The organism is Amycolatopsis sp. lyj-109 (assembly GCF_046548995.1).
Lineage (GTDB): Bacteria > Actinomycetota > Actinomycetes > Mycobacteriales > Pseudonocardiaceae > Amycolatopsis.
Map to the genome: position 1 here is coordinate 141,163 of NZ_JAJPWR010000014.1, position 20,378 is coordinate 161,540.

General features: G+C 71.6%; 19 protein-coding genes. 12 read left to right on the forward strand and 7 right to left on the reverse strand.

Annotated elements, in window-relative coordinates:
• Positions 1 to 96 precede the first annotated feature (96 nt).
• From ACLJQF_RS29450 to ACLJQF_RS29475, 6 genes are all read left to right on the forward strand, one after another.
• Positions 97 to 1,338, forward strand: a complete 1,242-nt coding sequence (locus ACLJQF_RS29450) for an Nramp family divalent metal transporter (RefSeq protein ID WP_410613567.1) — start codon at positions 97 to 99, stop codon at positions 1,336 to 1,338.
• Between the two features lie 24 nt (positions 1,339 to 1,362).
• Positions 1,363 to 1,797 carry a hypothetical protein gene (locus tag ACLJQF_RS29455; protein WP_410613569.1) on the forward strand — a complete coding sequence of 145 codons (435 nt, stop codon included), beginning with the start codon at positions 1,363 to 1,365 and terminating at the stop codon, positions 1,795 to 1,797.
• Between the two features lie 78 nt (positions 1,798 to 1,875).
• Positions 1,876 to 3,354: a serine/threonine-protein kinase gene (locus ACLJQF_RS29460; protein ID WP_410613571.1), complete on the forward strand. Its 1,479-nt coding sequence runs from the start codon at positions 1,876 to 1,878 to the stop codon at positions 3,352 to 3,354.
• Positions 3,355 to 3,483: 129 nt separating this feature from the next.
• Entirely contained in the window at positions 3,484 to 4,521 is a 1,038-nt protein-coding gene (gene dapA / locus ACLJQF_RS29465) for a 4-hydroxy-tetrahydrodipicolinate synthase (RefSeq protein ID WP_410613681.1), read from the forward strand.
• The gene (locus tag ACLJQF_RS29470; protein WP_410613573.1) at positions 4,518 to 6,215 is read left to right on the forward strand and encodes a ribonuclease J; all 1,698 of its coding nucleotides are present in this window, start codon (positions 4,518 to 4,520) and stop codon (positions 6,213 to 6,215) included. Before dapA ends, ACLJQF_RS29470 begins: the two co-directional genes overlap by 4 nt.
• A gap of 194 nt (positions 6,216 to 6,409) precedes the next feature.
• Positions 6,410 to 8,050, forward strand: coding sequence for a VWA domain-containing protein (locus ACLJQF_RS29475; protein ID WP_410613575.1), 1,641 nt, complete (start codon positions 6,410 to 6,412; stop codon positions 8,048 to 8,050).
• Here ACLJQF_RS29475 and ACLJQF_RS29480 read toward each other — a convergent pair.
• Positions 8,004 to 9,377: an amino acid permease gene (locus ACLJQF_RS29480; RefSeq protein WP_410613577.1), complete on the reverse strand. Its 1,374-nt coding sequence runs from the start codon at positions 9,375 to 9,377 to the stop codon at positions 8,004 to 8,006. The genes ACLJQF_RS29475 and ACLJQF_RS29480 overlap by 47 nt on opposite strands.
• An 89-nt stretch (positions 9,378 to 9,466) precedes the next feature.
• On the reverse strand, positions 9,467 to 10,414 hold the full coding sequence (locus ACLJQF_RS29485; RefSeq protein ID WP_410613579.1) for an EamA family transporter: 948 nt from the start codon (positions 10,412 to 10,414) through the stop codon (positions 9,467 to 9,469).
• 24 nt (positions 10,415 to 10,438) lie between these two features.
• Between ACLJQF_RS29485 and ACLJQF_RS29490 the strand changes: the two genes are divergently transcribed.
• Positions 10,439 to 11,086 (forward strand): hypothetical protein, encoded by a 648-nt coding sequence (locus ACLJQF_RS29490; RefSeq protein WP_410613581.1) that lies wholly within the window; start codon positions 10,439 to 10,441, stop codon positions 11,084 to 11,086.
• A gap of 37 nt (positions 11,087 to 11,123) precedes the next feature.
• On the opposite strand, the gene wrbA is transcribed toward ACLJQF_RS29490, so the two are convergent.
• Positions 11,124 to 11,738, reverse strand: a complete 615-nt coding sequence (gene wrbA / locus ACLJQF_RS29495; RefSeq protein ID WP_410613583.1) for an NAD(P)H:quinone oxidoreductase — start codon at positions 11,736 to 11,738, stop codon at positions 11,124 to 11,126.
• Positions 11,739 to 11,841: 103 nt separating this feature from the next.
• Positions 11,842 to 12,648 (reverse strand): lysophospholipid acyltransferase family protein, encoded by an 807-nt coding sequence (locus ACLJQF_RS29500; protein WP_410613585.1) that lies wholly within the window; start codon positions 12,646 to 12,648, stop codon positions 11,842 to 11,844.
• Positions 12,649 to 12,861: 213 nt separating this feature from the next.
• Here ACLJQF_RS29500 and ACLJQF_RS29505 point away from each other — a divergent pair, with 213 nt between their 5' ends.
• The gene (locus ACLJQF_RS29505; RefSeq protein WP_410613587.1) at positions 12,862 to 15,351 is read left to right on the forward strand and encodes a DNA translocase FtsK 4TM domain-containing protein; all 2,490 of its coding nucleotides are present in this window, start codon (positions 12,862 to 12,864) and stop codon (positions 15,349 to 15,351) included.
• Positions 15,352 to 15,401: 50 nt separating this feature from the next.
• A complete protein-coding gene (locus ACLJQF_RS29510) occupies positions 15,402 to 15,881 on the forward strand; it encodes a hypothetical protein (protein ID WP_410613589.1) in 480 nt (159 codons plus the stop codon).
• Here the strand turns inward: ACLJQF_RS29510 and ACLJQF_RS29515 are convergent.
• The 3 genes from ACLJQF_RS29515 to ACLJQF_RS29525 form a co-directional block, all read right to left on the reverse strand.
• Entirely contained in the window at positions 15,874 to 16,485 is a 612-nt protein-coding gene (locus ACLJQF_RS29515; RefSeq protein WP_410613590.1) for a nitroreductase family protein, read from the reverse strand. The genes ACLJQF_RS29510 and ACLJQF_RS29515 overlap by 8 nt on opposite strands.
• Before the next feature lie 52 nt (positions 16,486 to 16,537).
• Positions 16,538 to 16,972, reverse strand: coding sequence for a phospholipase (locus ACLJQF_RS29520; RefSeq protein ID WP_410613592.1), 435 nt, complete (start codon positions 16,970 to 16,972; stop codon positions 16,538 to 16,540).
• A 93-nt stretch (positions 16,973 to 17,065) separates the two neighbouring features.
• Complete coding sequence (locus ACLJQF_RS29525) at positions 17,066 to 17,584, reverse strand: amino-acid N-acetyltransferase (RefSeq protein ID WP_410613594.1); 519 nt, start codon at positions 17,582 to 17,584, stop codon at positions 17,066 to 17,068.
• A 150-nt stretch (positions 17,585 to 17,734) separates the two neighbouring features.
• Here ACLJQF_RS29525 and rimO point away from each other — a divergent pair, with 150 nt between their 5' ends.
• From rimO to ACLJQF_RS29540, 3 genes are read left to right on the forward strand one after another with little or no spacing between them, the layout of a single operon-like run.
• The gene (rimO, locus tag ACLJQF_RS29530) at positions 17,735 to 19,162 is read left to right on the forward strand and encodes a 30S ribosomal protein S12 methylthiotransferase RimO (RefSeq protein WP_410613596.1); all 1,428 of its coding nucleotides are present in this window, start codon (positions 17,735 to 17,737) and stop codon (positions 19,160 to 19,162) included.
• Complete coding sequence (gene pgsA / locus ACLJQF_RS29535) at positions 19,159 to 19,800, forward strand: CDP-diacylglycerol--glycerol-3-phosphate 3-phosphatidyltransferase (protein ID WP_410613598.1); 642 nt, start codon at positions 19,159 to 19,161, stop codon at positions 19,798 to 19,800. Before rimO ends, pgsA begins: the two co-directional genes overlap by 4 nt.
• Positions 19,797 to 20,378 carry a CinA family protein gene (locus ACLJQF_RS29540; RefSeq protein WP_410613600.1) on the forward strand — a complete coding sequence of 194 codons (582 nt, stop codon included), beginning with the start codon at positions 19,797 to 19,799 and terminating at the stop codon, positions 20,376 to 20,378. Before pgsA ends, ACLJQF_RS29540 begins: the two co-directional genes overlap by 4 nt.

Consider the following 20,378-nt stretch of genomic DNA (forward strand, 5'->3'; position numbering starts at 1 on the left):
CGTCAGGGTGGGACCCGTCACCCTTGAAAAACAAAGTTTGGCATGCCTAAACTTCGGTTTAGGGTCCCCGACATCCAGTTTTCGAGAGGTGGCGTCATGGCTGTGACCGAGGCTGTCCGGCCGAGACTGGTGACCCGCCTGCGCGCCGGCTCGGCCCTGCTCGGGCCGGCGTTCGTCGCCGCCATCGCCTACGTCGACCCGGGGAACGTCGCCTCCAACATCAGCGCCGGCGCCCGCTACGGCTATCTGCTGGTCTGGGTGATCGTCGCGGCGAACCTGATGGCCGTGCTGGTGCAGTACCTGTCGGCGAAGCTCGGCCTGGTCAGCGGGATGTCGCTGCCGGAAGCCCTGCGCGCCCGCCTGTCCCGGCGCGCGCGGCTGGCCTACTGGGCGCAGGCGGAGATCGTCGCCGTCGCCACCGACCTGGCCGAGGTGGTCGGCGGCGCGATCGCCCTCAACCTGCTGTTCGACCTGCCGCTCATCGTCGGCGGCGTGATCACCGGCGCGGTCTCGCTGACGCTGCTGGCGGTCCAGGACCGCGGCGGCCAGCGCACGTTCGAGCGGGTCGTCACCGGCCTGTTGCTGGTGATCGCGGTCGGCTTCCTGGCGAGCCTGTTCGTCGAGCCGCCGTCGGCCACCGAGACCCTCGGTGGCCTGGTCCCCAGGTTCGACGGCGCGGGCAGCATCCTCATCGCCGCCGCCATGCTCGGCGCCACGGTGATGCCCCACGCGGTCTACCTGCACTCGGGGCTGGTCCGCGACCGTCACGGCCGTCCCGACGGCGTCCGGCGCCGCCGCCTGCTGCGCGCGACGCGGGCCGACGTCGGCCTGGCGATGCTGCTGGCGGGCGCGGTGAACCTCGGCATGCTGCTGCTGGCCGCGACGAACCTCCAGGGCCAGGAGGGCGTGGACAGCATCGAGGGCGCGCACGGCGCGGTCGCTTCGGCGCTCGGCCCGGGCATCGCGCTGATGTTCGCGATCGGCCTGCTGGCGTCGGGCCTGGCGTCGACGTCGGTGGGTGCGTACGCGGGCGCGATGATCATGCAGGGGCTGCTGCACAAGCGAATTCCGCTGGTCCTGCGCCGTCTGGTGACCCTGATCCCGGCGATCGTGGTGCTCGCGCTGGGCGCCGATCCCAGTGCGGCGCTGGTGGTGTCCCAGGTGGTGCTGTCGTTCGGGATCCCCTTTGCGTTGGTGCCGTTGATCCGCCTCACGGCCGACCGTGATCTGATGGGGGCGGACACGAACCGCCGCTTGACGACGGTCGCGGCCTCGGTGATCGCGGCGATCATCATCGCTCTCAACCTGGTGCTCATCTACCTCACGGTCACCGGTTGACCCAACGAACGGGGAAACGCGGTCATGGCCTGGATCTTCGGCCTCAACGCCGAATGCGGGGGTCGCGAGACCCACGCTCGCGACCTCGCGCGGCACTTCGACGGCTGGCCCGCAAGGGTCTTCGAGAACGAGGGCGCCTGGTGGTGCGGGGTCGCGCCCGAAGGCCTCAGCCGCACCGGCGTGAACTCCGCCGAGGAGGCGGCGGCCATGACCGCGGCCGGGCGCCGGCTCTACTGGCTGCTCCGGATCGCGCCGCCGGTCTACCGCTACGCGATCGCCGGCATCGAGACCGACCTGTTCCGCAGCCACGACGAACTCCTGGCGGAGAAGGACCTGACGACCTTCCCGGGGCTCGTCGTCTCCGAGGACATCTGGGCCGCGACGGGCAGGCGTGCCGAGTTCAGCGACTTCGCGCCGGGCTACCGGTGGCTGCCCTACCACGGCGAGACCCGCCGCTGACGTCCGAATCGGGCGGAACCCGCGGCGCCCGGCGACGGTCCGACTAGCATCTGCGCGACCGCCGCCCGAAGGAGCACCGTGACCGACGAACAGACCCGGCCCTACCCGCCCCAGGCGCCCGTCACGCCTGGTCAGCGGGTTGTCGCGGGCCGCTACCTCCTGCTGGGCGAACTGGGCCGCGGCGGCATGGGCGTCGTGTGGCGGGCCCAGGACCAGGTCATCGGGCGGCAGGTCGCCGTCAAGGAACTGCGGCTGCCCGACGCCGAGTCGGCCGCCGTGTTCTCCGAACGCGCCCTGCGGGAGGTGCGCACCGGCGGGCGGCTCAACGACCCCGCCGTCGTCACCGTCTACGACGTCGTCACCGACGGCGGGACCACCTTCATCGTCATGGAGCTCGTCGAGGCGCCCAGCCTCGCCGACCTCGTGCGGCAGCGCGGTCCGATGCCCGCCGCCCAGGCCGCTCAGCTGGGGGAGCGGGTGCTCGCCGCGCTGCAGGCCGCCCACGCCGCCGGGATCGTGCACCGGGACGTCAAGCCCGCGAACATCCTCGTCGCCCCGGACGGCCGCGTGAAGCTCACCGACTTCGGCATCGCCCACGCCGTCGACGACCCGCGCCTGACCACCAGCGGCATGATCGTCGGCTCGCCCGCTTTCATGGCGCCGGAGCGCGTCGAGGGCCGGGAAGCAATGCCCGCGTCCGACCTGTGGTCCCTCGGCGCGACGCTGTTCTTCGCCGTCGAAGGCTCGATCCCGTTCGAGCGCGCGACCACCGCCGCGACGCTGCACGCGATCATGACCGAGATCCCGTACCTCACCCGCGGCCAGGGCCCGATCGCCGCGGCCATCCTCGGCCTGCTCGTCACCAACCCGGACGCGCGGCTGACCGCGGCCCAGGCGCAGAACCTGCTGACCACGGCGCAGGGTGTGCGGCCCACCCCGCCCCGCGGCACGGCGATGCTCGGCGCCTCCGCGCCGCAGCCGCCGCAGCGGAAGTCCCACCGCGTCCTCTGGCTCACGGCCGCGGCCGTGCTGGTCGTCGCCGCCCTGGTCGGCGGGTTCCTCGCGGGCAAGGCCTTCGAGACGCCCGCCGCCGACGAGCAGAAGCAGCCGACCATGACCTACGGCGTCGGCGGGCAGCTGCGCGTGGACATCAACGACTACAACCGCTGCTACAACGGGCCCGTCCAAGACGGCGCGATCATCAGCAAGGACGACAACCAAACCGAGTGCACCAAGAGTCACACGCTCGAGGTCTACGAGATCGGCGGCCTGCTGTCGGTCGAGAACTGGACCTCCGACGACGCCAAGATCGCGGCTTACCCCGGCCTGCCCGCCGTGACGGCGAGCGCCGAGGCGGCGTGCGCGACCGCGTTCCGGTCGTCGATCGTGCCCGAAGCCCGGCGGCCGGACCTCACCTTCCGCGCGCTCGTGCCCACCCAGGCGGAGTGGGAGGCCATGCCGGCCAAGAACGAGCAGCCCGCGCGCGAGTTCTACTGCGTGCTCGCCAAAGCCGACGGCGGCCCCATCACCGCGCCGATCGTGACCAAGGTCAAGTAGAAGTTCCGCGACGAGCGGCCGGTCCCGGGAAATCCTCCTGGTGACCAGGTCGGCGCGGTTTTCGTCGGACCGGCGAGGTACCGTCTCCCCATGTCCAACCCACCTACCACAGGCAATTCGGGGGCCCGGGTGGCGGAGCCCCCGGCCCGGAGCGAAGCTCCGGTTGTTACCGCAGCGCCCGGACGGCCGTTCGGGCGCGTGCTCACCGCGATGGCCACCCCGTTCGACGCCGAGGGCGCGCTGGACCTGAAGCGGGCGCAGGAGCTGGCTGAGCACCTCGTGGAGCTGGGTAACGACGGCCTCGTGGTCAACGGCACCACCGGCGAGAGCCCGACCACGAGCGACGCGGAGAAGCAGGACCTCATCCGCGCCGTGGTCGAGGCCGTCGGTGACCGGGCGACCGTCGTGGCCGGTGCGGGCACCAACAACACCGCGCACAGCATCGAGCAGGCCAAGCAGGCCGAAGCGGCGGGGGCGCACGGCCTGCTGGTCGTCACGCCGTACTACTCGCGGCCCAGCCAGGCCGGGCTGTTCGCGCACTTCACCACCGTCGCCGACAGCACCGGGCTGCCCGTGCTGCTCTACGACATCCCGCCGCGCTCGGTCGTCCCGATCGAGGTCGACACGCTGCTGCGGCTGGCCGAGCACCCCCGGATCGTCGCGGTCAAGGACGCCAAGGGCGACCTCATCGCCGGCTCCGAGGTCATCGCCAACACCCACCTCGCCTATTACTCCGGCGACGACGGCCTGAACCTGCCGTGGATCTCCGTCGGCGGTGTCGGCGTGGTGAGTGTGATCGGTCACGTCGTCGCGGGCCGGATCCGCGCGATGATCGACGCCTACGAGAACGGCGACACGTCCACCGCGCGCACCAACCACCGCGGCATGCTGCCCGTGCTGCGCGCGATGTCGCGGGTCGGCGGGGTCGCGTTCAGCAAGGCGGCGCTGCGGCTGCGCGGTTTCGACATCGGCGACCCGCGGCTGCCGATCGTCGCGCCGACCACGGAGCAGACGGCCCTGATCGCCGCTGATCTTGCCCAGGGCGGCGTGCCGCTGGGCGACACGGCGGCCCAGGACTGGCATGGTGAGCGGGTGGCACAAGCAGATTCGCGAGCGGCCTACATCGCGCCGACCTCGCACACCAGCGTTGGGACCCTGCCTCGGTGAGCTCACTTCCCGCCGGTCCAGGCCCCACCAACGCCCCGCCCGCACTCCCCGAGGGAGCCCTGCGCATCGTCGCGCTCGGCGGCATCGGCGAGGTCGGGCGCAACATGACCGTCTTCGAATTCGGCGGACGGCTGCTCATCGTCGACTGCGGGGTGCTCTTCCCCGAGGACGACCAGCCCGGCGTCGACCTGATCCTCCCGGACTTCCGCGCGATCGAGGACCGCCTCGACGACATCGAAGGCCTGGTGCTCACCCACGGGCACGAGGACCACATCGGTGCCGTCCCGTTCCTCCTGCGCCTGCGGCCGGACCTGCCGATCTACGGCTCGAAGTTCACCAACGCGCTGCTCGCGGCGAAGGCCAAGGAGCACCGGCAGCGGCCGAAGCTGATCGAGGTCCGCGAGGGCGAGCGCCGCGACGTCGGCGTGTTCAACCTCGAGTTCTTCGCGGTCAACCACTCCATCCCGGACGCGCTGGCCGTGGCCATCCGCACCCCGGCGGGCGTGGTCCTGCACACCGGCGACATCAAGCTCGACCAGCTCCCGCTGGACGGGCGCCTCACCGACCTGGCCGGGTTCTCCCGGCTCGGCGACGAGGGCGTCGACCTGTTCTGCGTCGACTCGACCAACGCCGAGGTGCCCGGGTTCGTCATGCCCGAGCGCGACATCGGCCCGGTCCTCGACGACGTCATCCGCCGCGTCGACCAGCGCGTCATCGTGGCCTGCTTCGCCAGCCACGTGCACCGCGTCCAGCAGGTCCTCGACGCCGCCCAGCGGCACGGCCGCCGGATCGCGTTCGTCGGGCGTTCGATGGTCCGCAACATGGGGATCGCGGCCGACCTCGGCCTGCTGAACGTGCCAGACGGCCTGCTCGTCGACCTCGATCAGGCGAGCAACCTCCCGGAGAGCAAGGTCCTGTTCGTCTCGACCGGTTCGCAGGGCGAGCCGCTCTCGGCGCTGTCGCGGATGGCGCGCGGCGAGCACCGGCAGATCTCGATCCGCGCGGGCGACACCGTCGTGCTGGCCAGCTCGATGATCCCAGGCAACGAGACGGCGGTGTTCGGCGTGGTCAACGGCCTGACCCGGCTCGGTGCCAACGTCGTCCACCAGGGCAACGCCAAGGTGCACGTGTCCGGCCACGCGTCGGCGGGGGAACTGCTCTACCTGTACAACGCGGTGCGGCCGAGCAACGTCATGCCGGTGCACGGCGAGTGGAAGCACCTGAAAGCCAACGCCGAGCTGGCGATCCGCACCGGCGTCGCGGCGGAGAACGTGGTCATCGCCGAGGACGGCGTGGTCGTCGACCTGGTCGACGGCAAGGCGTCCCGCACCGGCCGCGTCGAGGTCGGGCACGTGTACGTCGACGGCCTGTCGGTCGGTGACGTCGGTGAGTCGACGCTGTCGGATCGGCTGGTCCTCGGCGAGGGCGGGTTCATCTCGATCAGCGTCGCGATCGACTCCGCCACCGGCCGCGCGGTCAGCAGCCCCACGGTGTCCGGCCGCGGCTTCTCCGACGACCCGAAGGCGCTCGCCGCCGTCGTGCCGCTGGTGGAGATGGAGCTGGCGCGCACGGAGGCCGAAGGCATCACCGACACGCACCGGATCGCGCAGGCGGTCCGGCGGGTCGTGGGCCGCTGGGTGGCCGACACCTACCGCCGCCGCCCGATGATCGTCCCGACCGTCATCCCGGTCTAGCCCCACCCAAGCGCCCCAAGGCGGCCTTCGGTGCGTCAGACGCACCGAAGGCCGCCTTGGGTGCGTCTGACGCAACCAAGGCCACATTGGGGCGCTCGAGTTCGCGCCCCTGTTAGGCCGTCCGGCGCACGTGCGGGTGGTTCGTTGCGGGATAACCTTGATCCCACCCCGCCTCGCGCAGAGAGGCCGCGCCGATGGGACGTCATTCGGACGGTAGACGCCGGCTGCTCGTGCCCGTCGTCGCGACCGGTCTCGTGCTCGTCCTCGGCGCCGCCACGTGGGTGACGGTGACGACCGTGCGTGCCCGGCCGTCGTGCGAGCAGCCCGCGAAGGTCCTCGTCACCGCGTCGCCGGACATCGCGCCGGCGCTGTCGCTCGTCGCGCGCGGCCTGGACCTGCAGTGCGGCAGCATCGAGGTCCAGACGCGGGAGGCGACGCAGGCGGCCGAGCGGCTCGCCCTGTCGGACGGCAGCCCCCGGCCGCAGGTCTGGGTGCCGGACTCCACGCTCGCGCTGCGCCGGGCCCGCCAGCTCGGCGCGGCCGACGTCCCCGAGACCGGGGCGTCGGTGGCGAGCTCGCCGGTGGTGCTCGCGGTCGCCGCGGACGTCGCCAAGGGGCTCGGCTGGCCCGATCGCGTGCCCACCTGGGCGGAGGTGCTGGCCGCGCCGGGCGTGGTGCCGGGGATGTCCGACCCGGCCCGGGACGCGGTCGGCGCGATGGCGCTGCTCGGGCTGCAGGACAGCGTCAAGGCGGCACCCGAGCCGGCGGCCGCGTACGTGGCGACGCTGCGGCAGTTCTCGGCCAACACGCTCGGCGCGGAGACGGAGCTGATCGCCCGCCTGCCGGGCTCGAGCGACGGCGGCGGCGCGGCCGCGGTGACGACGTTCCCCGCGTCGGAGAACTCCTTGCTGCGCCACAACGTCGAGGACTCGAAGTCCCCGCTCGTCGCCGTCTATTCGACGGCGGTGCCCACCTTGGACTACCCGTTCGCGGAGCTGGGCGGGATCACGCCACCGCAGCGCCCGATCGTCGAGGCCCTGCGCGACGCGGTGCTCGGCGACGCGGGAGGGGACGCGATCGCCCGCACGGGCCTGCGCGCGGCGGGCGGCCAGGCGCTGCGCGACCACCCCGACGACCCGAGGGTGGTGCCGCAGGGCATCCGCGTGGCGAACCTCCCGCCCGCGCCGGTCGTCGACGAGCTGCTCAACCAGTGGGCGGGCGTCAACCTGAGCGCGCGGGTCCAGGTGCTGATCGACGTGTCGGGCTCGATGAACGCGCAGGTCCCGGGAACGGGCCTGAACCGCATGCAGGTGACGATGCAGGCGGCGGCCAAGGCGATGCACCTGTTCAAGCCGGCCACACAGGTGCGGATGCTGACCTTCTCGACCCGCCTGGACGGCGACAAGGACTATCGGGAGCTGCTCCCGATGGCGTCGGTCGCCCAGCACCTGGCCGGCGGAGCGCTGGAGAAGCTGGACCGGGTGACGGCCACCCCGGACGGCGGAACGGGGCTGTACGACAGCGTCCTGGACACCTACCGCACGGCGCGCCGGGAATGGGAGCCCGGCCGGTTGAACCTGGTGATCGTGATGACGGACGGCCGCAACGAGGACGCGCACAGCGTGTCCCGCGCGGAGTTGCTGGCGGAGCTGGCGAAACTGCAGGACGCCCGCCGCCCGATCCCGCTGATCGGCGTGGGCATCGGCCCGGACGCGGACAAAGCGGAACTGGACCAGCTGACGGCGGCGACCGGGGGCCAGGCGTTCGTGGCCCCGGACCCGGCGAAGATCACGGACGTGTTTTTCGCGGCACTGAGCCGGCTCGCCGGCGGATGAGGGCGTAGACGCCCAGGATCACCGCCAGGCTGAGTAGGCTCAGGTACAACTGCGCCCGCGTGTCCTCGTCCACGAACAGCATCGACGCCACCACCACGAGCGTCAGCACCAGGGTGACCCAGCTCAGCCACGGATATCCCCACATCCGCAGCTTCAGCTTCTCCGGGTCCGAGGCCTCCAGCCGCCGCCGCATGCGGATCTGTGAGCCGCAGATGATCGCGTACACGAACAGCGCCACCGCGCCCGCCGAATTGATGATGAAGTAGAAGATCTTGTCCGGGGACACGTAGCTCATCACCACCGCCACGTACCCGACCGACGTCGAGGCCAGGATCGCCTTCCACGGCACGCCGCGCGCGTTCGTGTCCGCGACCCAGCCCGGCGCCCAGCCGTGGCGGCGCAGCGCGAACAGCATCCGGGATGCCGTGTACAGCCCCGAATTCAGCACCGACAACGCCGCCGTCAGAACCACCGCCGACACGATGGTCGACGCCGCCGGGACGCCGAACCGGCCGAACGCCGCCGCGAACGGGCTCGTCTCGCTCGGGATCTCGCGCCACGGCGTGATCATCACCAGCAGCGCCACCGAACCCACGTAGAACACGATCACGCGCCAGACGATCGTCGAGGTCGCCTTGCGGACCGCCGTCTCCGGCTGGTCGGACTCCGCTGCCGCGATCGTGACGATCTCCGCGCCGAAGTACGAGAAGATCACGATGACCACGCCGTGCACCACCGAAAACGGGCCGTTCGAGACGAAGCCGTCGAGGCCGATGTTGCCGACCGAGAAATGCGCGTCCGGCCAGAGCCCGAGCACGAACAGGGTCCCGAGCAGCAGGAACACGACGATGGTGGCGACCTTGATCGACGCCAGCCAGAACTCCGTCTCGCCGAAGGAGCGGGCCGACGCCAGGTTCGTCGCCGTGAGCAGCAGCATCAGCGCCAGCGAGAACACCCATTGCGGCACGCCGGGGATCCAGCCCTGCAGGATCTTCGCGCCCGCGACGGCCTCGAACGCGACCACGCCGACCCAGAAGTACCAGTACAGCCAGCCGATGGTGAAGCCCGCCCAGCCGCCGAGCGAGTCGCGCGCGTACTCCATGAACGAGCCCAGTGCCGGCGACGCGGTCGCCATCTCGCCGAGCATCCGCATCACCAGCACGACGAGCAGCCCGCCGACGGCGTAGGACAGCACGGCGGCCGGGCCCACGGTGTGGATCACCGCGCCGCTGCCGATGAACAGGCTCGCGCCGATGATGCCGCCGAGGGCGATCATCCGGACGTGCCGCTGCCGCAGGTCGGGCCGCAGCCCGGACTCGGTCGTCAAGGTGCTTCCTCCCCGGGGGAACGTGGATCGCGGAATTTTCGCACCAAGGGGCCGCCTGGTGCAGAATTTGCGCAACCCGTGGCGGCGGCTCAGCGGGTGAGGACCTCCGAGTTCCGCTGCACGACGTACGCGCCGCCCAGCAGGATCGCCGAGCCGAGCAGTTGCGGCCAGGCGAGCTGCTCGCCGAGCAGCGCCCACGCCGCGATCGTCGTGATCACCGGTTCGACCAGGCCGAGCACGCTCGCCACCGACGCGGGCAGGTGCCGCAGCGCCGAAATCCCGCAGACGTAGGCGAGGACCGTCGCGACCAGCACCAGCAGGGTCAGCAGCAGCCACACCGGCGGGTGCCAGGCGCCGAACTCGACTCCCGCGTCGAACAGCCCGACCGGCCACGTCCACGGCGGCGCGGCGAAGCTGATCGCGACCGCGCCGATCACCATGCCCCAGGTGACCAGGCCCAGCGGGTCGATGCCGGCCACCGCGCGCTCGCCGAGCAGGAAGTACCCGGCGGAGCAGAGCGCCGCGCCGAAGCCGGCCAGCAGGCCGAGCCCGTCGAGGGTGACGCCTTCCCAGACCTGGGCGACCAGCGCGAGCCCGGTCATGGCCAGCGCGATGCCGCCCCAGACCGCCCGCGGCAGCCGGTGCCGCCGCACGAACCGCACCCACAAGGCGATGAGCACCGGCGAGACGAACTCCAGCAGGATGGCGATCCCGACCGGGATCCGCCCCGCGGCGACGAAGTAGAGCAGCTGCACGCCGGCCACGCCGAGCAGGCCGTACCCGGCCAGGACGGGCAGGTCGGCCCGCCGCACCCGCAGCTTGCGCGGCGCCACCAGCGCGACGCCGGCGAGCAGCACGACACCGGCCAGCGTGATCCGCGCCGCGGCCACCTGTTCCGGGGTGATCCCGGCGGACATGGCGGACTTGCCGAGGGTGCCTGACGTGCTGAAGAACAGAGCGGCGAGCAGGACGTAGGTGGTCCCGCGGCCCCGGTGGGCGACCCGGGGTGGCGCGACGACGGGCAGTTCGGTGGTCACCACCGCGACTGTAGGTGTCCCGACGTGACCGCCGAAGTGATTTTCCCGGTTATCCGGATCACCGGTGGTGAGTCCGTTTCGTTACGGCTGGGCGGCAACCACGGCAACGGCGGCAGGCGTGTTCGCGGTGCCCCGGAAATCCGCGATCGATTCGGAGGAAACATGCGAAGATCCATTGCCACCGCGGGTGTTGCTGCCAGTTGCGTGCTGCTGACGTCGGCCGTCGCTTCGGCCGGCGAGCCGGGCAATCCGACGTCGATGAACGTCAAGGTGTCGGGAACCACGGTGACCGTGACGGGTACGTGCCCCACCGAAGGCGTTGAAGCCGAAGCGAGTTACGACATCTACCGCGGCCAGATGCCGAAGCAGCTGGGTTTGATGACGAAAAAGGGGAAGATATATTCCCGCACGTTCACCAATGTGGCGCCGGATTACTGGCAGGCCACCATGGTCTGCCTCGATGGCAGCAACGGCCACGCCACTCGGCGCTTCATAGTCGGGGTACCCCCGTTGCCGGGGTGGCCGGAAACCCCGACGCCGACACCCACCAAGCCGGCGCCGAAGCCCACCAAACCGAAGCCGAAGCCCGCGCCGCAGGTCGCGGTGAAGCCGCACGGCGCACCGCAGACCGGCGGTGGCCCGGCCGACGACGAATCGGCCGTCCTGCGCTGAACCGATGTCCGGGTGCCGCTGCGGTGGCACCCGGCCGCTACTCCGCGCGCTTCAGCCCGGTCGCGACGTGCGTGGTGATGGTGGCCAGCCGCCGGCCCTGCAGGCGCAGGGCGTCGAGCGCGATTTCGTCGGGCGCCGCCGACTTGCGGGAGACGAACGAGCCGCCGTACGGATTGCCGGACTCCTTCAGGTGCGGATCGGTGTAGCCGAGCGGCACCACGATCGCGCCCCAGTGGTAGAAGACGTTGTTGATCGCCAGCAGCGTCGACTCGAGGCCGCCGTGCGCGGTGGACGCCGTCGTGAACGACGTCGCGACCTTGTCCGCCAGCTTTCCCTGCGCCCACAGGCCACCCGTACTGTCCAAATAGGACTTGAGCTGAGCGGCCGGGCCGCCGAACCGGGTCGGGCTGCCGACCGCGAGTCCGTCGGCCCACTCGAGGTCGCCGAGCGTGGCGAGCTCGTGGTGCGGCCCGGCGTCGACCCAGGCCTGCCAGCGCGGGTTCCGCGCGATGGCGTCAGCGGGCACGGTCTCCGGCACGGTCCGCACCCGCACGTCGGCCCCGGTCTCGCGCGCGCCGGCAGCGAGTGATTCGGCCAGGGCGGCGGTGTTCCCGGTCGAGCTGTAGTAGACGACGAGTATCCGTGTGCTCACGTCCGCCGACTCTAGGGGCACGTGGCCCCGCGTCTCAGGATCCGGACGACGCTTTCGGGGGTCCGGGTGGCGGAGCACCCGGCCCGGAGCGAAGCTCCGGTTGTCACTTCGGCTTCCAGGGGCTGACCGTGTCGGTGGGCCGCGTCGGGTCGTGGAAGTGGGGCCGGTCGAGCTCGTCGCGGCGCAGCGGGACGAGGCCGTCGGTGATCGCCTGCATGATCTTCGCGTGCGCGCGCACCCCGGCGCCCGGCCGCTGCGTGTCGATGTCCGAGAGGTCGACGGGGTCGCCGAAGTGCACGCGGAACCGCGGCCGGCGCAGCGGGGCGCTGAGTCCCGAGCGGGCCAGCGGGATCAGGTCGGCCGGGCCGTTGACGGTCTCGGTACCCCAGTAGACGGCCTCGTGCGCGCCCCACTGGCTGATCGGGATCACCGGCACGCCCGCTGCCAGCGCCAGCCGCGCCGCGCCGGTCTTGCCGCGCTCCGGCCACAGGCCCGGGTCGTGGCTGATCCGGCCCTCCGGGTAGACGATGATCGGCTCGCGCGTGGTCTTCATCGCCTCGACGGCCTCGGCGAACTGCCCGACGGCGGTCCCGGCGTGCTTGCGGTCCACCCGCAGGTGCCCGCTGACCCGCAGCGCCGGCCCGATGACGGGCGCGTCGAGGATGCCGCCGGCCAGCATGAACCGCGGGTTGATGCCGATCCGCTTGCACGCGGCCATCAGGACGAAAGCGTCGAACACGCCGATGTGGTTCGCAGTCATCAGCAACGGCCTGCCCCGCAGCTGCGCGGGCACCCGGCCGCTCACGGTCAGCCGCCCGACCAGGTTCACCAGCCCCCGGTCGATGTTCAGCATGGTCCGCCAGATGGCGGGAGCACGGCGGGGCGGTTCGTCGGTGCGCAGCGCGAGCATGGGGCAGAGCATGGCAGACGCCGATTTCACCCGTTTGCGCACAGGCCGGATCGGTTCACCCGGGCTGGGTAAAGCGCCCCAATGTGGCCTTCGGTGCGTCTGACGCACCGAAGGCCGCCTTGGGTGCGTCAGACGCAACCAAGGCCACATTGGGGCGCTTTGGCCGAGAGTGGCGCGTGGGACGAACGGCGGCGGCCGGTTACCGTAAAAGGCATGGCTGGGTCGGCGACGAGGAAGAGAAGCACGGGAAGCGGCGCGAAGGGGGCAGCGGCGCGTAAGCCGCGTACACCCGCGAAGCCTCGTACGTCCTCCGCGCGCAAGCCACCGCCACGCTCGCGCCGCAAGACACCCGGGATCTTCGGGAAGGGCGTCCGCGGGACCTGGAACCTGCTGGCCAAGGGCCTGGGCACGCTGGCCCGCACGGTCGGCCGCACCCGCGAGCTCGAGCCGGAACACCGCCGGGACGGCCTCGCGCTCGGCCTGATGGCCCTGGCCATCGTCGCGGCCGTCGGGGTCTGGTGGCGGGCGGCCGGGCCGATCGGTGCCGGGGTGGAGATCGCCACCCGGACCGTCCTCGGCGCCGGGGCCGTCACGCTGCCGCTGGCGCTGGTCGTCGTCGCCGTCGCGCTGATGCGGTCCGAGCCGCATCCGGAGACGCGGCCGCGGATGGTCGTCGGCACGATCATGGTCGTCCTGTCCGTGCTCGGGATGCTGCACATCTTCACCGCGCTGCCCGAGACCAACGACGGCCGGATGTACGCCGGCGGCATCGTCGGCGCCTTCTCCGGCGGCCTGCTCACCATGGGCGTCACCACCTGGGTCGCCGTGCCGCTGCTGATCCTGGCCCTGTTCTTCGGCGTGCTCGTGTTCACCGGCACGCCCGTCCGCGAGATCCCGCACCGGCTGCGCAACTGGGGCCTCGACGAGGAGGAGCTCGCCGAAGCCGAGGCGCAGCGCCCGGGCTTCGCCACCGACGAGGGCACGGTCACCGACGCCGACCCGAAGTCCGCGCGGCTGCGCAAGCCGTCGCGGCGGCGCCAGGGCGGTGACGCCGGCGAGCAGCTGGACCTCGACGCCGCCCTCGCCGAGGTGCCGACGCCGATCAAGCCGCCGAAGCCCGTGGCCAAGCCCGCCGAGGTGCCCGAGAAGAAGCCGAAGAAGGCTCCGGAACCGCCGCTCGCGGTCACCCGCACGGTCGAGGGCGACTACCGGCTCCCGCCGCCCGACCTGCTGAAGCTCGGCGACGCGCCGAAGTCCCGCAGCAAGGCCAACGACGCCATGATCGAGGCGATCACCGGCGTGCTGGAGCAGTTCAACGTCGACGCGCAGGTCACCGGCTTCACCCGCGGCCCGACGGTCACCCGCTACGAGGTCGAGCTCGGCCCGGGCGTGAAGGTCGAGAAGATCACCGCGCTGACCAAGAACATCGCCTACGCGGTGGCCACCGACAACGTCCGGCTGCTGGCGCCGATCCCCGGCAAGTCCGCGGTCGGCATCGAGGTGCCGAACTCCGACCGCGAGATGGTCCGCCTGGGTGACGTGCTGCGCGCGCCGACCACGGTCAAGGACAACCACCCGATGGTGATCGGCCTCGGCAAGGACATCGAGGGCCACTTCGTCACCGCGAACCTGACGAAGATGCCCCACCTGCTGGTCGCGGGCTCCACCGGTTCCGGTAAGTCGAGCTTCGTCAACTCGATGCTGGTGTCGCTGCTCGCGCGGGCGACCCCGGACGAGTGCCGGATGATCCTGATCGACCCGAAGATGGTCGAGCTGACGCCGTACGAGGGCATCCCGCACCTGATCACGCCCATCATCACCCAGCCGAAGAAGGCCGCCGCCGCGCTGGCCTGGCTGGTGGAGGAGATGGAGCAGCGCTACCAGGACATGCAGGTCAACAAGGTCCGGCACATCGACGACTACAACAAGAAGGTCAAGTCCGGCGAGATCACCGCGCCGCCGGGCTCGGAGCGCGAATACCGGCCGTACCCGTACATCATGGCGATCGTCGACGAGCTCGCCGACCTGATGATGACCGCCCCGCGCGACGTCGAGGACGCGATCGTCCGGATCACCCAGAAGGCCCGGGCGGCCGGCATCCACCTGGTCCTGGCCACGCAGCGGCCGTCGGTCGACGTCGTCACCGGCCTGATCAAGACCAACGTGCCGTCCCGGCTGGCCTTCGCGACGTCGTCGCTGACGGACTCGCGGGTCATCCTCGACCAGCCGGGCGCCGAGAAGCTGATCGGCATGGGCGACGCGCTCTACCTGCCGATGGGCGCCGGCAAGCCGGTCCGCATCCAGGGCGCGTTCGTCGGCGACGAGGAGATTTCCGCGGTCGTCAACTACGCGAAGGAGCAGGCGCAGCCGGACTACCAGGACGGCGTCACGGCGCAGAAGGCGGGCGAGAAGAAGGAGATCGACCCGGACATCGGCGACGACCTCGACGTCCTGCTGCAGGCGGCGGAGCTGATCGTGACGTCCCAGTTCGGCTCGACGTCGATGCTGCAGCGCAAGCTGCGCGTCGGCTTCGCCAAGGCCGGTCGGCTGATGGACCTGCTGGAAAGCCGTGGCGTGGTGGGCCCCTCGGAGGGCTCGAAGGCCCGCGACGTGCTGATCAAGCCGGAGGAACTGGAGTCGGTCCTGTTCATGATCCGCGGCGGCGGCCCGGTGGACGCCGACACCGGGGACGACGACGAGTGATGTCCATGAAGGGCACCCTCATGGACTTGAAAGCCATGAAGGTGCCCCTCATGGCTTTCGTGCAACCCGCCGCGCCCCGGCTCCGTCATGAAGGCGTGGACCTACAGCGATTCGTGGCCGGACTGTTCGCCTTCGCCGTCGTCACGGTGGGCGCCGGGAGCTCGGTCGCCGCCGGGCAACCCGCCGTCCCCGGGCCGGCCGCGCCGTCCCCGGGCACCGTCGGCACCGCCGCCGGGCACGACGTCACCCTGCGGCTCGGCCAAGAGGCCGCTGTTCAGGGCAAGGACCTCACCGTGCGCTACACCCGGGTCGTCGCCGACTCGCGGTGCCGGCCCGGCATGCAGTGCATCTGGCAGGGGGAGGCGACGCTCGCGTTCCTGCTGAAGGAGCCCGGCCGCGGCGAGAGCACCACGGCCGAGCTGCACAGCGGCCTCCGCACCGGCCCGCAGGAGACGTCGTTCGCCGCCAGCCGGATCGAGCTGGTCTCGGTCAGCGAGGACGGCGGGGAGGCCACCGTCCGGATCAGCTGAGCGGCGTGCCCCAGTGGTCGAGGTAGGCCACTTCCGACAGCGGGACGCGCGCGGCGGGCTTGAAGTCCGGCACCGTCGTGTACGCCACCGGCAGCAGCCCGACCTGCGTGTGGCCCTCCGGGATGCCGAGGATCTCGGCGGCTTCCGCCTCCCGCGCCAGGTGGTACGTCGTGAGCGTCGACCCCAGCCCGCGCGAGCGCAGCGCCAGCTGGAAGCTCCACACGGCCGGGAAGATGCCGCCGTAGAAGGCCGCGTCGGTCGCGTTGTCCCCGGCCGGGCGCCCGGCCACGACCGGGATCACGAACACCGGGACGCGCTCGATCACGTCGATCAGGTGCCGCCCGGACGCCAGCGCCCGCGGGTCGGCGTGCTCCGCCAGTCCCGCGAGGTAGGCCTCGCCGACCTCGCGGAAGATCGCGCCGAGCCGGTTCTTCACCTCCTGGTCGCGCACCACGAGCCAGCGCCAGGCCTGGACGTTGCCGGGCGTCGGCGCCTGCAGCGCCAGGTTCAGGCACTCCTCGAGCACCTCGGGTTCCACCGGCCGGTCGAGGTCGAGCTTCCGCCGGACCGCGCGGGTGGTGGTGAGCAGCTGGTCGATGTCCATGCGCTCCATCCTGACGGGCCCGGGCCGAGTACGCGGCCCGGGCCCGTCAGGCTCAGCCGCCGAACTTGCGGACCGCCTGGTAGTACGTCCAGGCGGCGCCCTTGCAGGCGATGTTGGACCCGCAGACGCTCTTCAGGTCGGTGTAGAGGTTGTCGTCGATCGCCAGCCGGTTCGCCGCGGTGAACCGGCCCTGCTTCTTGTAGTTGCGGTAGCCGAAGTCGTGCCGGTGGCAGCCCGGCAGGAACTGCCAGCCGAACGGCGTGTCCGGCGACCAGGAACAGCCGTCGGACGACCAGTCGAGCCGGCCGGGGTAGGGCGCCTGGTTCCGGATCGTCTCGAAGCCGGACAGCGTCGTGTGGAAGAGGTACTGATCGGTGACCGCCGGGATGTCGGCGGCTGCCGCGGTGCCGGTGCCCAGCAGGGCGCCCGCGCCGACAGAAACGGCCACCGTCACGGTGGCCCCCAGGTTCCGCAATGTCGTGCGCATCGGTGTCGTCCCCTTGCCGATCGGTGGACAAGTGCCCCGATCAGCTTCGGGTCTCGACGTGGCGAACGTCACCGCCCGAAAGGAGGTTTTCACTCAGAGTTCGAGCAGCATGCGGGAATTGCCCAGGGTGTTCGGCTTGACGTAAGGAAGGTCGAGGAACTCGGCGACACCGGTGTCGTGCGACCGCCGCATCTCCTCGTAGACCTCGTGCGACACCGGGGTGCCGTCGATCTCCACGAACCCGTGCCCGGCGAAGAAGCTGGTCTCGAAGGTCAGCACGAACAGCCGGCGGAGACCCAGCTCACGTGCCTCGTCGACCAGCCGGGCGACGAGCACCCGCCCGACCCCCTGGCCGCGGACCGCCTTGTCGACCACGACCGTGCGCAGCTCGGCGATGTCCTCCCAGAGCACGTGCAGCGCGGCCGCGCCGACCACCTCGTCACCCACCTCGGCGACCCAGAACTCCTGGACCGCCTCGTACAGCGTGACCAGGTCCTTCTCCAGCAGGACGCGGCCGGCGTCCGAGTCGACCAGGGCCTTGATCTTGCGGATGTCGGCGATCCGGGCGCGGCGGACGGTCGGGCGGGGCAAGTCGGACGGCACGATCGTCAACCCTGCCACATCGGCCGGCGCGCGCGGCGACACAACTCCCTTTTCGGGGGTTCGGGTGGCGATGCCCCCGGCTCGGGGCGGAGCCCCAGTTGTCACGACCGGGCTACGCCGTCGTCGGGCCGCCCGGGACCGGCGGCTACCCTGAACGTCGTGCCTTCCCCTGCCACGGACCCAGCCGCCACCCGACGCGTCTCCCTGCTGACCCTGGGCTGCGCCCGCAACGAGGTCGACTCGGAGGAGCTGGCGGGCCGGCTCGCGGCCGGCGGCTGGGAGCTGGCGGCCGATCCGGACGACTCCGACGTCGTGGTGGTCAACACCTGCGGCTTCGTCGAGTCGGCCAAGAAGGACTCCGTCGACACGCTGCTGGCGGCCTCGGATACCGGCAAGAAGGTCGTCGCCGTCGGGTGCATGGCCGAGCGCTACGGGCACGAGCTCGCCGACAGCCTCCCGGAGGCCGACGCCGTGCTGGGCTTCGACCACTACGCCGCGCTCTCCGACCGCCTCGACGACGTCGTCGCCGGCCGCAAGATCGCCTCGCACACGCCGGGCGACCGCCGCAAGCTGCTGCCGATCAGCCCGGTCGAGCGCCCCGCCGCCGCGGAGTCGGTCGAGGTCCCGGGCCACGGCTGGGGGCCGCGGGTGCTGCGCACGCGTCTCGACGATTCGCCGGTGGCCGCGCTGAAGATCGCTTCCGGCTGCGACCGGCGTTGCTCGTTCTGCGCGATCCCGTCGTTCCGCGGTTCCTTCGTCTCGCGCCAGCCGGACGAGATCGTCGCCGAGGCGCTGTGGCTGGCCGAACACGGCGTCAAGGAGCTGTTCCTGGTCAGCGAGAACTCGACGTCCTACGGCAAGGACTTCGGCCGCGACGGCGCCACCGCGCTGGAGCGGCTGCTGCCGCGGCTGGCGGAGATCGACGGCATCGAGCGCGTCCGCGTCTCCTACCTGCAGCCGGCCGAGACGCGTCCGCAGCTGGTCAAGGCCATCGCGACCACGCCGGGCGTGGCCGAGTACTTCGACCTCTCCTTCCAGCACTCCAGCGAGCAGGTGCTGCGCCGGATGCGCCGGTTCGGCTCGACCGACTCGTTCCTGGCGCTGACCGAGCAGATCCGCGAGTACGCGCCCGAGGCGGGCATCCGGACCAACGTGATCGTCGGGTTCCCCGGCGAGACCGAGCACGACCTGGCCGAGCTCGAGCGGTTCCTGACGGGCGCGCGCCTCGACGCCGTGGGCGTCTTCGGCTACTCGGACGAGGACGGCACCGAGGCCGAGACCTTCGACGGCAAGCTCGACCCCGAAGAGGTCGGCCGCCGCGTCACCCGGATCTCGGCGCTGGTCGAGGAGCTGACCGCGCAGCGCGCCGAGGACCGGATCGGCACCGTCGTCGACGTCCTGGTGGAGCTGGACGACGACGGCGAGCTCACCGGCCGCGCCGCGCACCAGGCGCCGGAGGTCGACGGCGAGTGCGTCATCCTCGATGCGCCGGAAAAGGTGCAGGTCGGGGACTTCCTGCGGTGCGAGGTCGTCGACTCGGCGGGCGTGGACCTGATCGTCCGCGCGGTAGCGGACGCCGACCGGTGAGTGCGCTCCCCAGTGACGCCGCCGACGAAGGCCTGACCCACGAAGCCTCCGCCCAGGTCCCGGAGCCGACCCCGGTCCCGACGCTCAACGTCGCCAACCTCCTGACGCTCTCGCGCCTGGTCCTGGTGCCGCTGTTCGTGGCCGCGCTGTTCGTCGGCGACGGCCACGACACGACCTGGCGGGCGCTGGCGACCGGGCTGTTCGCGATCGCGTCGGCCACCGACCAGCTCGACGGCTGGGTGGCCCGCAAGTACGGCCTGATCACCGACTTCGGCAAGATCGCCGACCCGATCGCGGACAAGGCGCTGACCGGCGCGGCGCTGGTCGGGCTGAGCGTGCTGGGCGAGCTGGGATGGTGGGTCACGATCGTCATCGCCGTGCGCGAGATCGGCGTGACGCTGCTGCGGTTCTGGGTGATCCGGCACGGGGTGATCCCGGCCAGCCGCGGCGGGAAGGCCAAGACGATGGCCCAGATCGCGGCGATCGTGGCGTACCTGCTGCCGCTGCCGGCGGGGGCGGACCCGGTGCGGTGGGCGTTGATGGGGCTGGCCCTGGTGCTGACCGTGGTGACCGGGGTGGACTACCTGGTGCGGGCGGTGCGGCTGCGCGCGGCCGGGCGCCGGGTCACCGGGTCGTGAATGAGAAACAGGGTTCTAACCCTGTTCCTCACTCACGAACAGCCGCGGCAGACGAGCAGGCCGCCGCGCTCGTCGGCGTGCTGACCGCACGGGGCGAGACCGTCGCGGCGGCCGAGTCGCTGACCGCCGGGCTGGTCTGCGCCACCCTCGCGCGGGTGCCGGGGGCAAGCGCGGTGCTGCGCGGGGGACTGGTCGTCTACGCCACCGAGCTCAAGACCGCCCTGGCCGGTGTCTCTGAGGAGTTGCTGGCCGAGCACGGCGCCGTCCACCCCGAGGTCGCCGCCCAGCTGGCCGAGGGCGCCCGCGACCGGTGCGGCGCCACCTGGGGCCTCGGGCTCACCGGCGTGGCGGGACCGTCGGCGCAGGACGGCGTCGAACCCGGCACGGTGCACATCGGGCTCGCCGGGCCGGGAACACGCACACTGCGTCGTTCGGGGGCCCGGGTGGCGGAGCCCCCGCCCCGAGGCGAAGCCTCGGTTGTCACAGTCCGTACGCTGGCCTTGAGCGGCGATCGCGACTTGATCAGGACCGAGTCGGTCTTGGCGGCGTTTGCCCTGCTCGGGGAACATCTGGGGTGA

Bases quoted from the DNA above. Each gene is read 5' to 3' on its own strand.
- ACLJQF_RS29455 (WP_410613569.1), top strand. From the start codon at position 1,363: ATGGCCTGGATCTTCGGCCTCAACGCCGAATGCGGGGGTCGCGAGACC.
- ACLJQF_RS29510 (WP_410613589.1), top strand. From the start codon at position 15,402: ATGGCTTTCGTGCAACCCGCCGCGCCCCGGCTCCGTCATGAAGGCGTG.
- ACLJQF_RS29500 (WP_410613585.1), bottom strand. From the start codon at position 12,648: ATGCTCGCGCTGCGCACCGACGAACCGCCCCGCCGTGCTCCCGCCATC.
- ACLJQF_RS29515 (WP_410613590.1), bottom strand. From the start codon at position 16,485: ATGGACATCGACCAGCTGCTCACCACCACCCGCGCGGTCCGGCGGAAG.
- ACLJQF_RS29520 (WP_410613592.1), bottom strand. From the start codon at position 16,972: ATGCGCACGACATTGCGGAACCTGGGGGCCACCGTGACGGTGGCCGTT.
- ACLJQF_RS29450 (WP_410613567.1), top strand. From the start codon at position 97: ATGGCTGTGACCGAGGCTGTCCGGCCGAGACTGGTGACCCGCCTGCGC.
- ACLJQF_RS29475 (WP_410613575.1), top strand. From the start codon at position 6,410: ATGGGACGTCATTCGGACGGTAGACGCCGGCTGCTCGTGCCCGTCGTC.
- ACLJQF_RS29505 (WP_410613587.1), top strand. From the start codon at position 12,862: ATGGCTGGGTCGGCGACGAGGAAGAGAAGCACGGGAAGCGGCGCGAAG.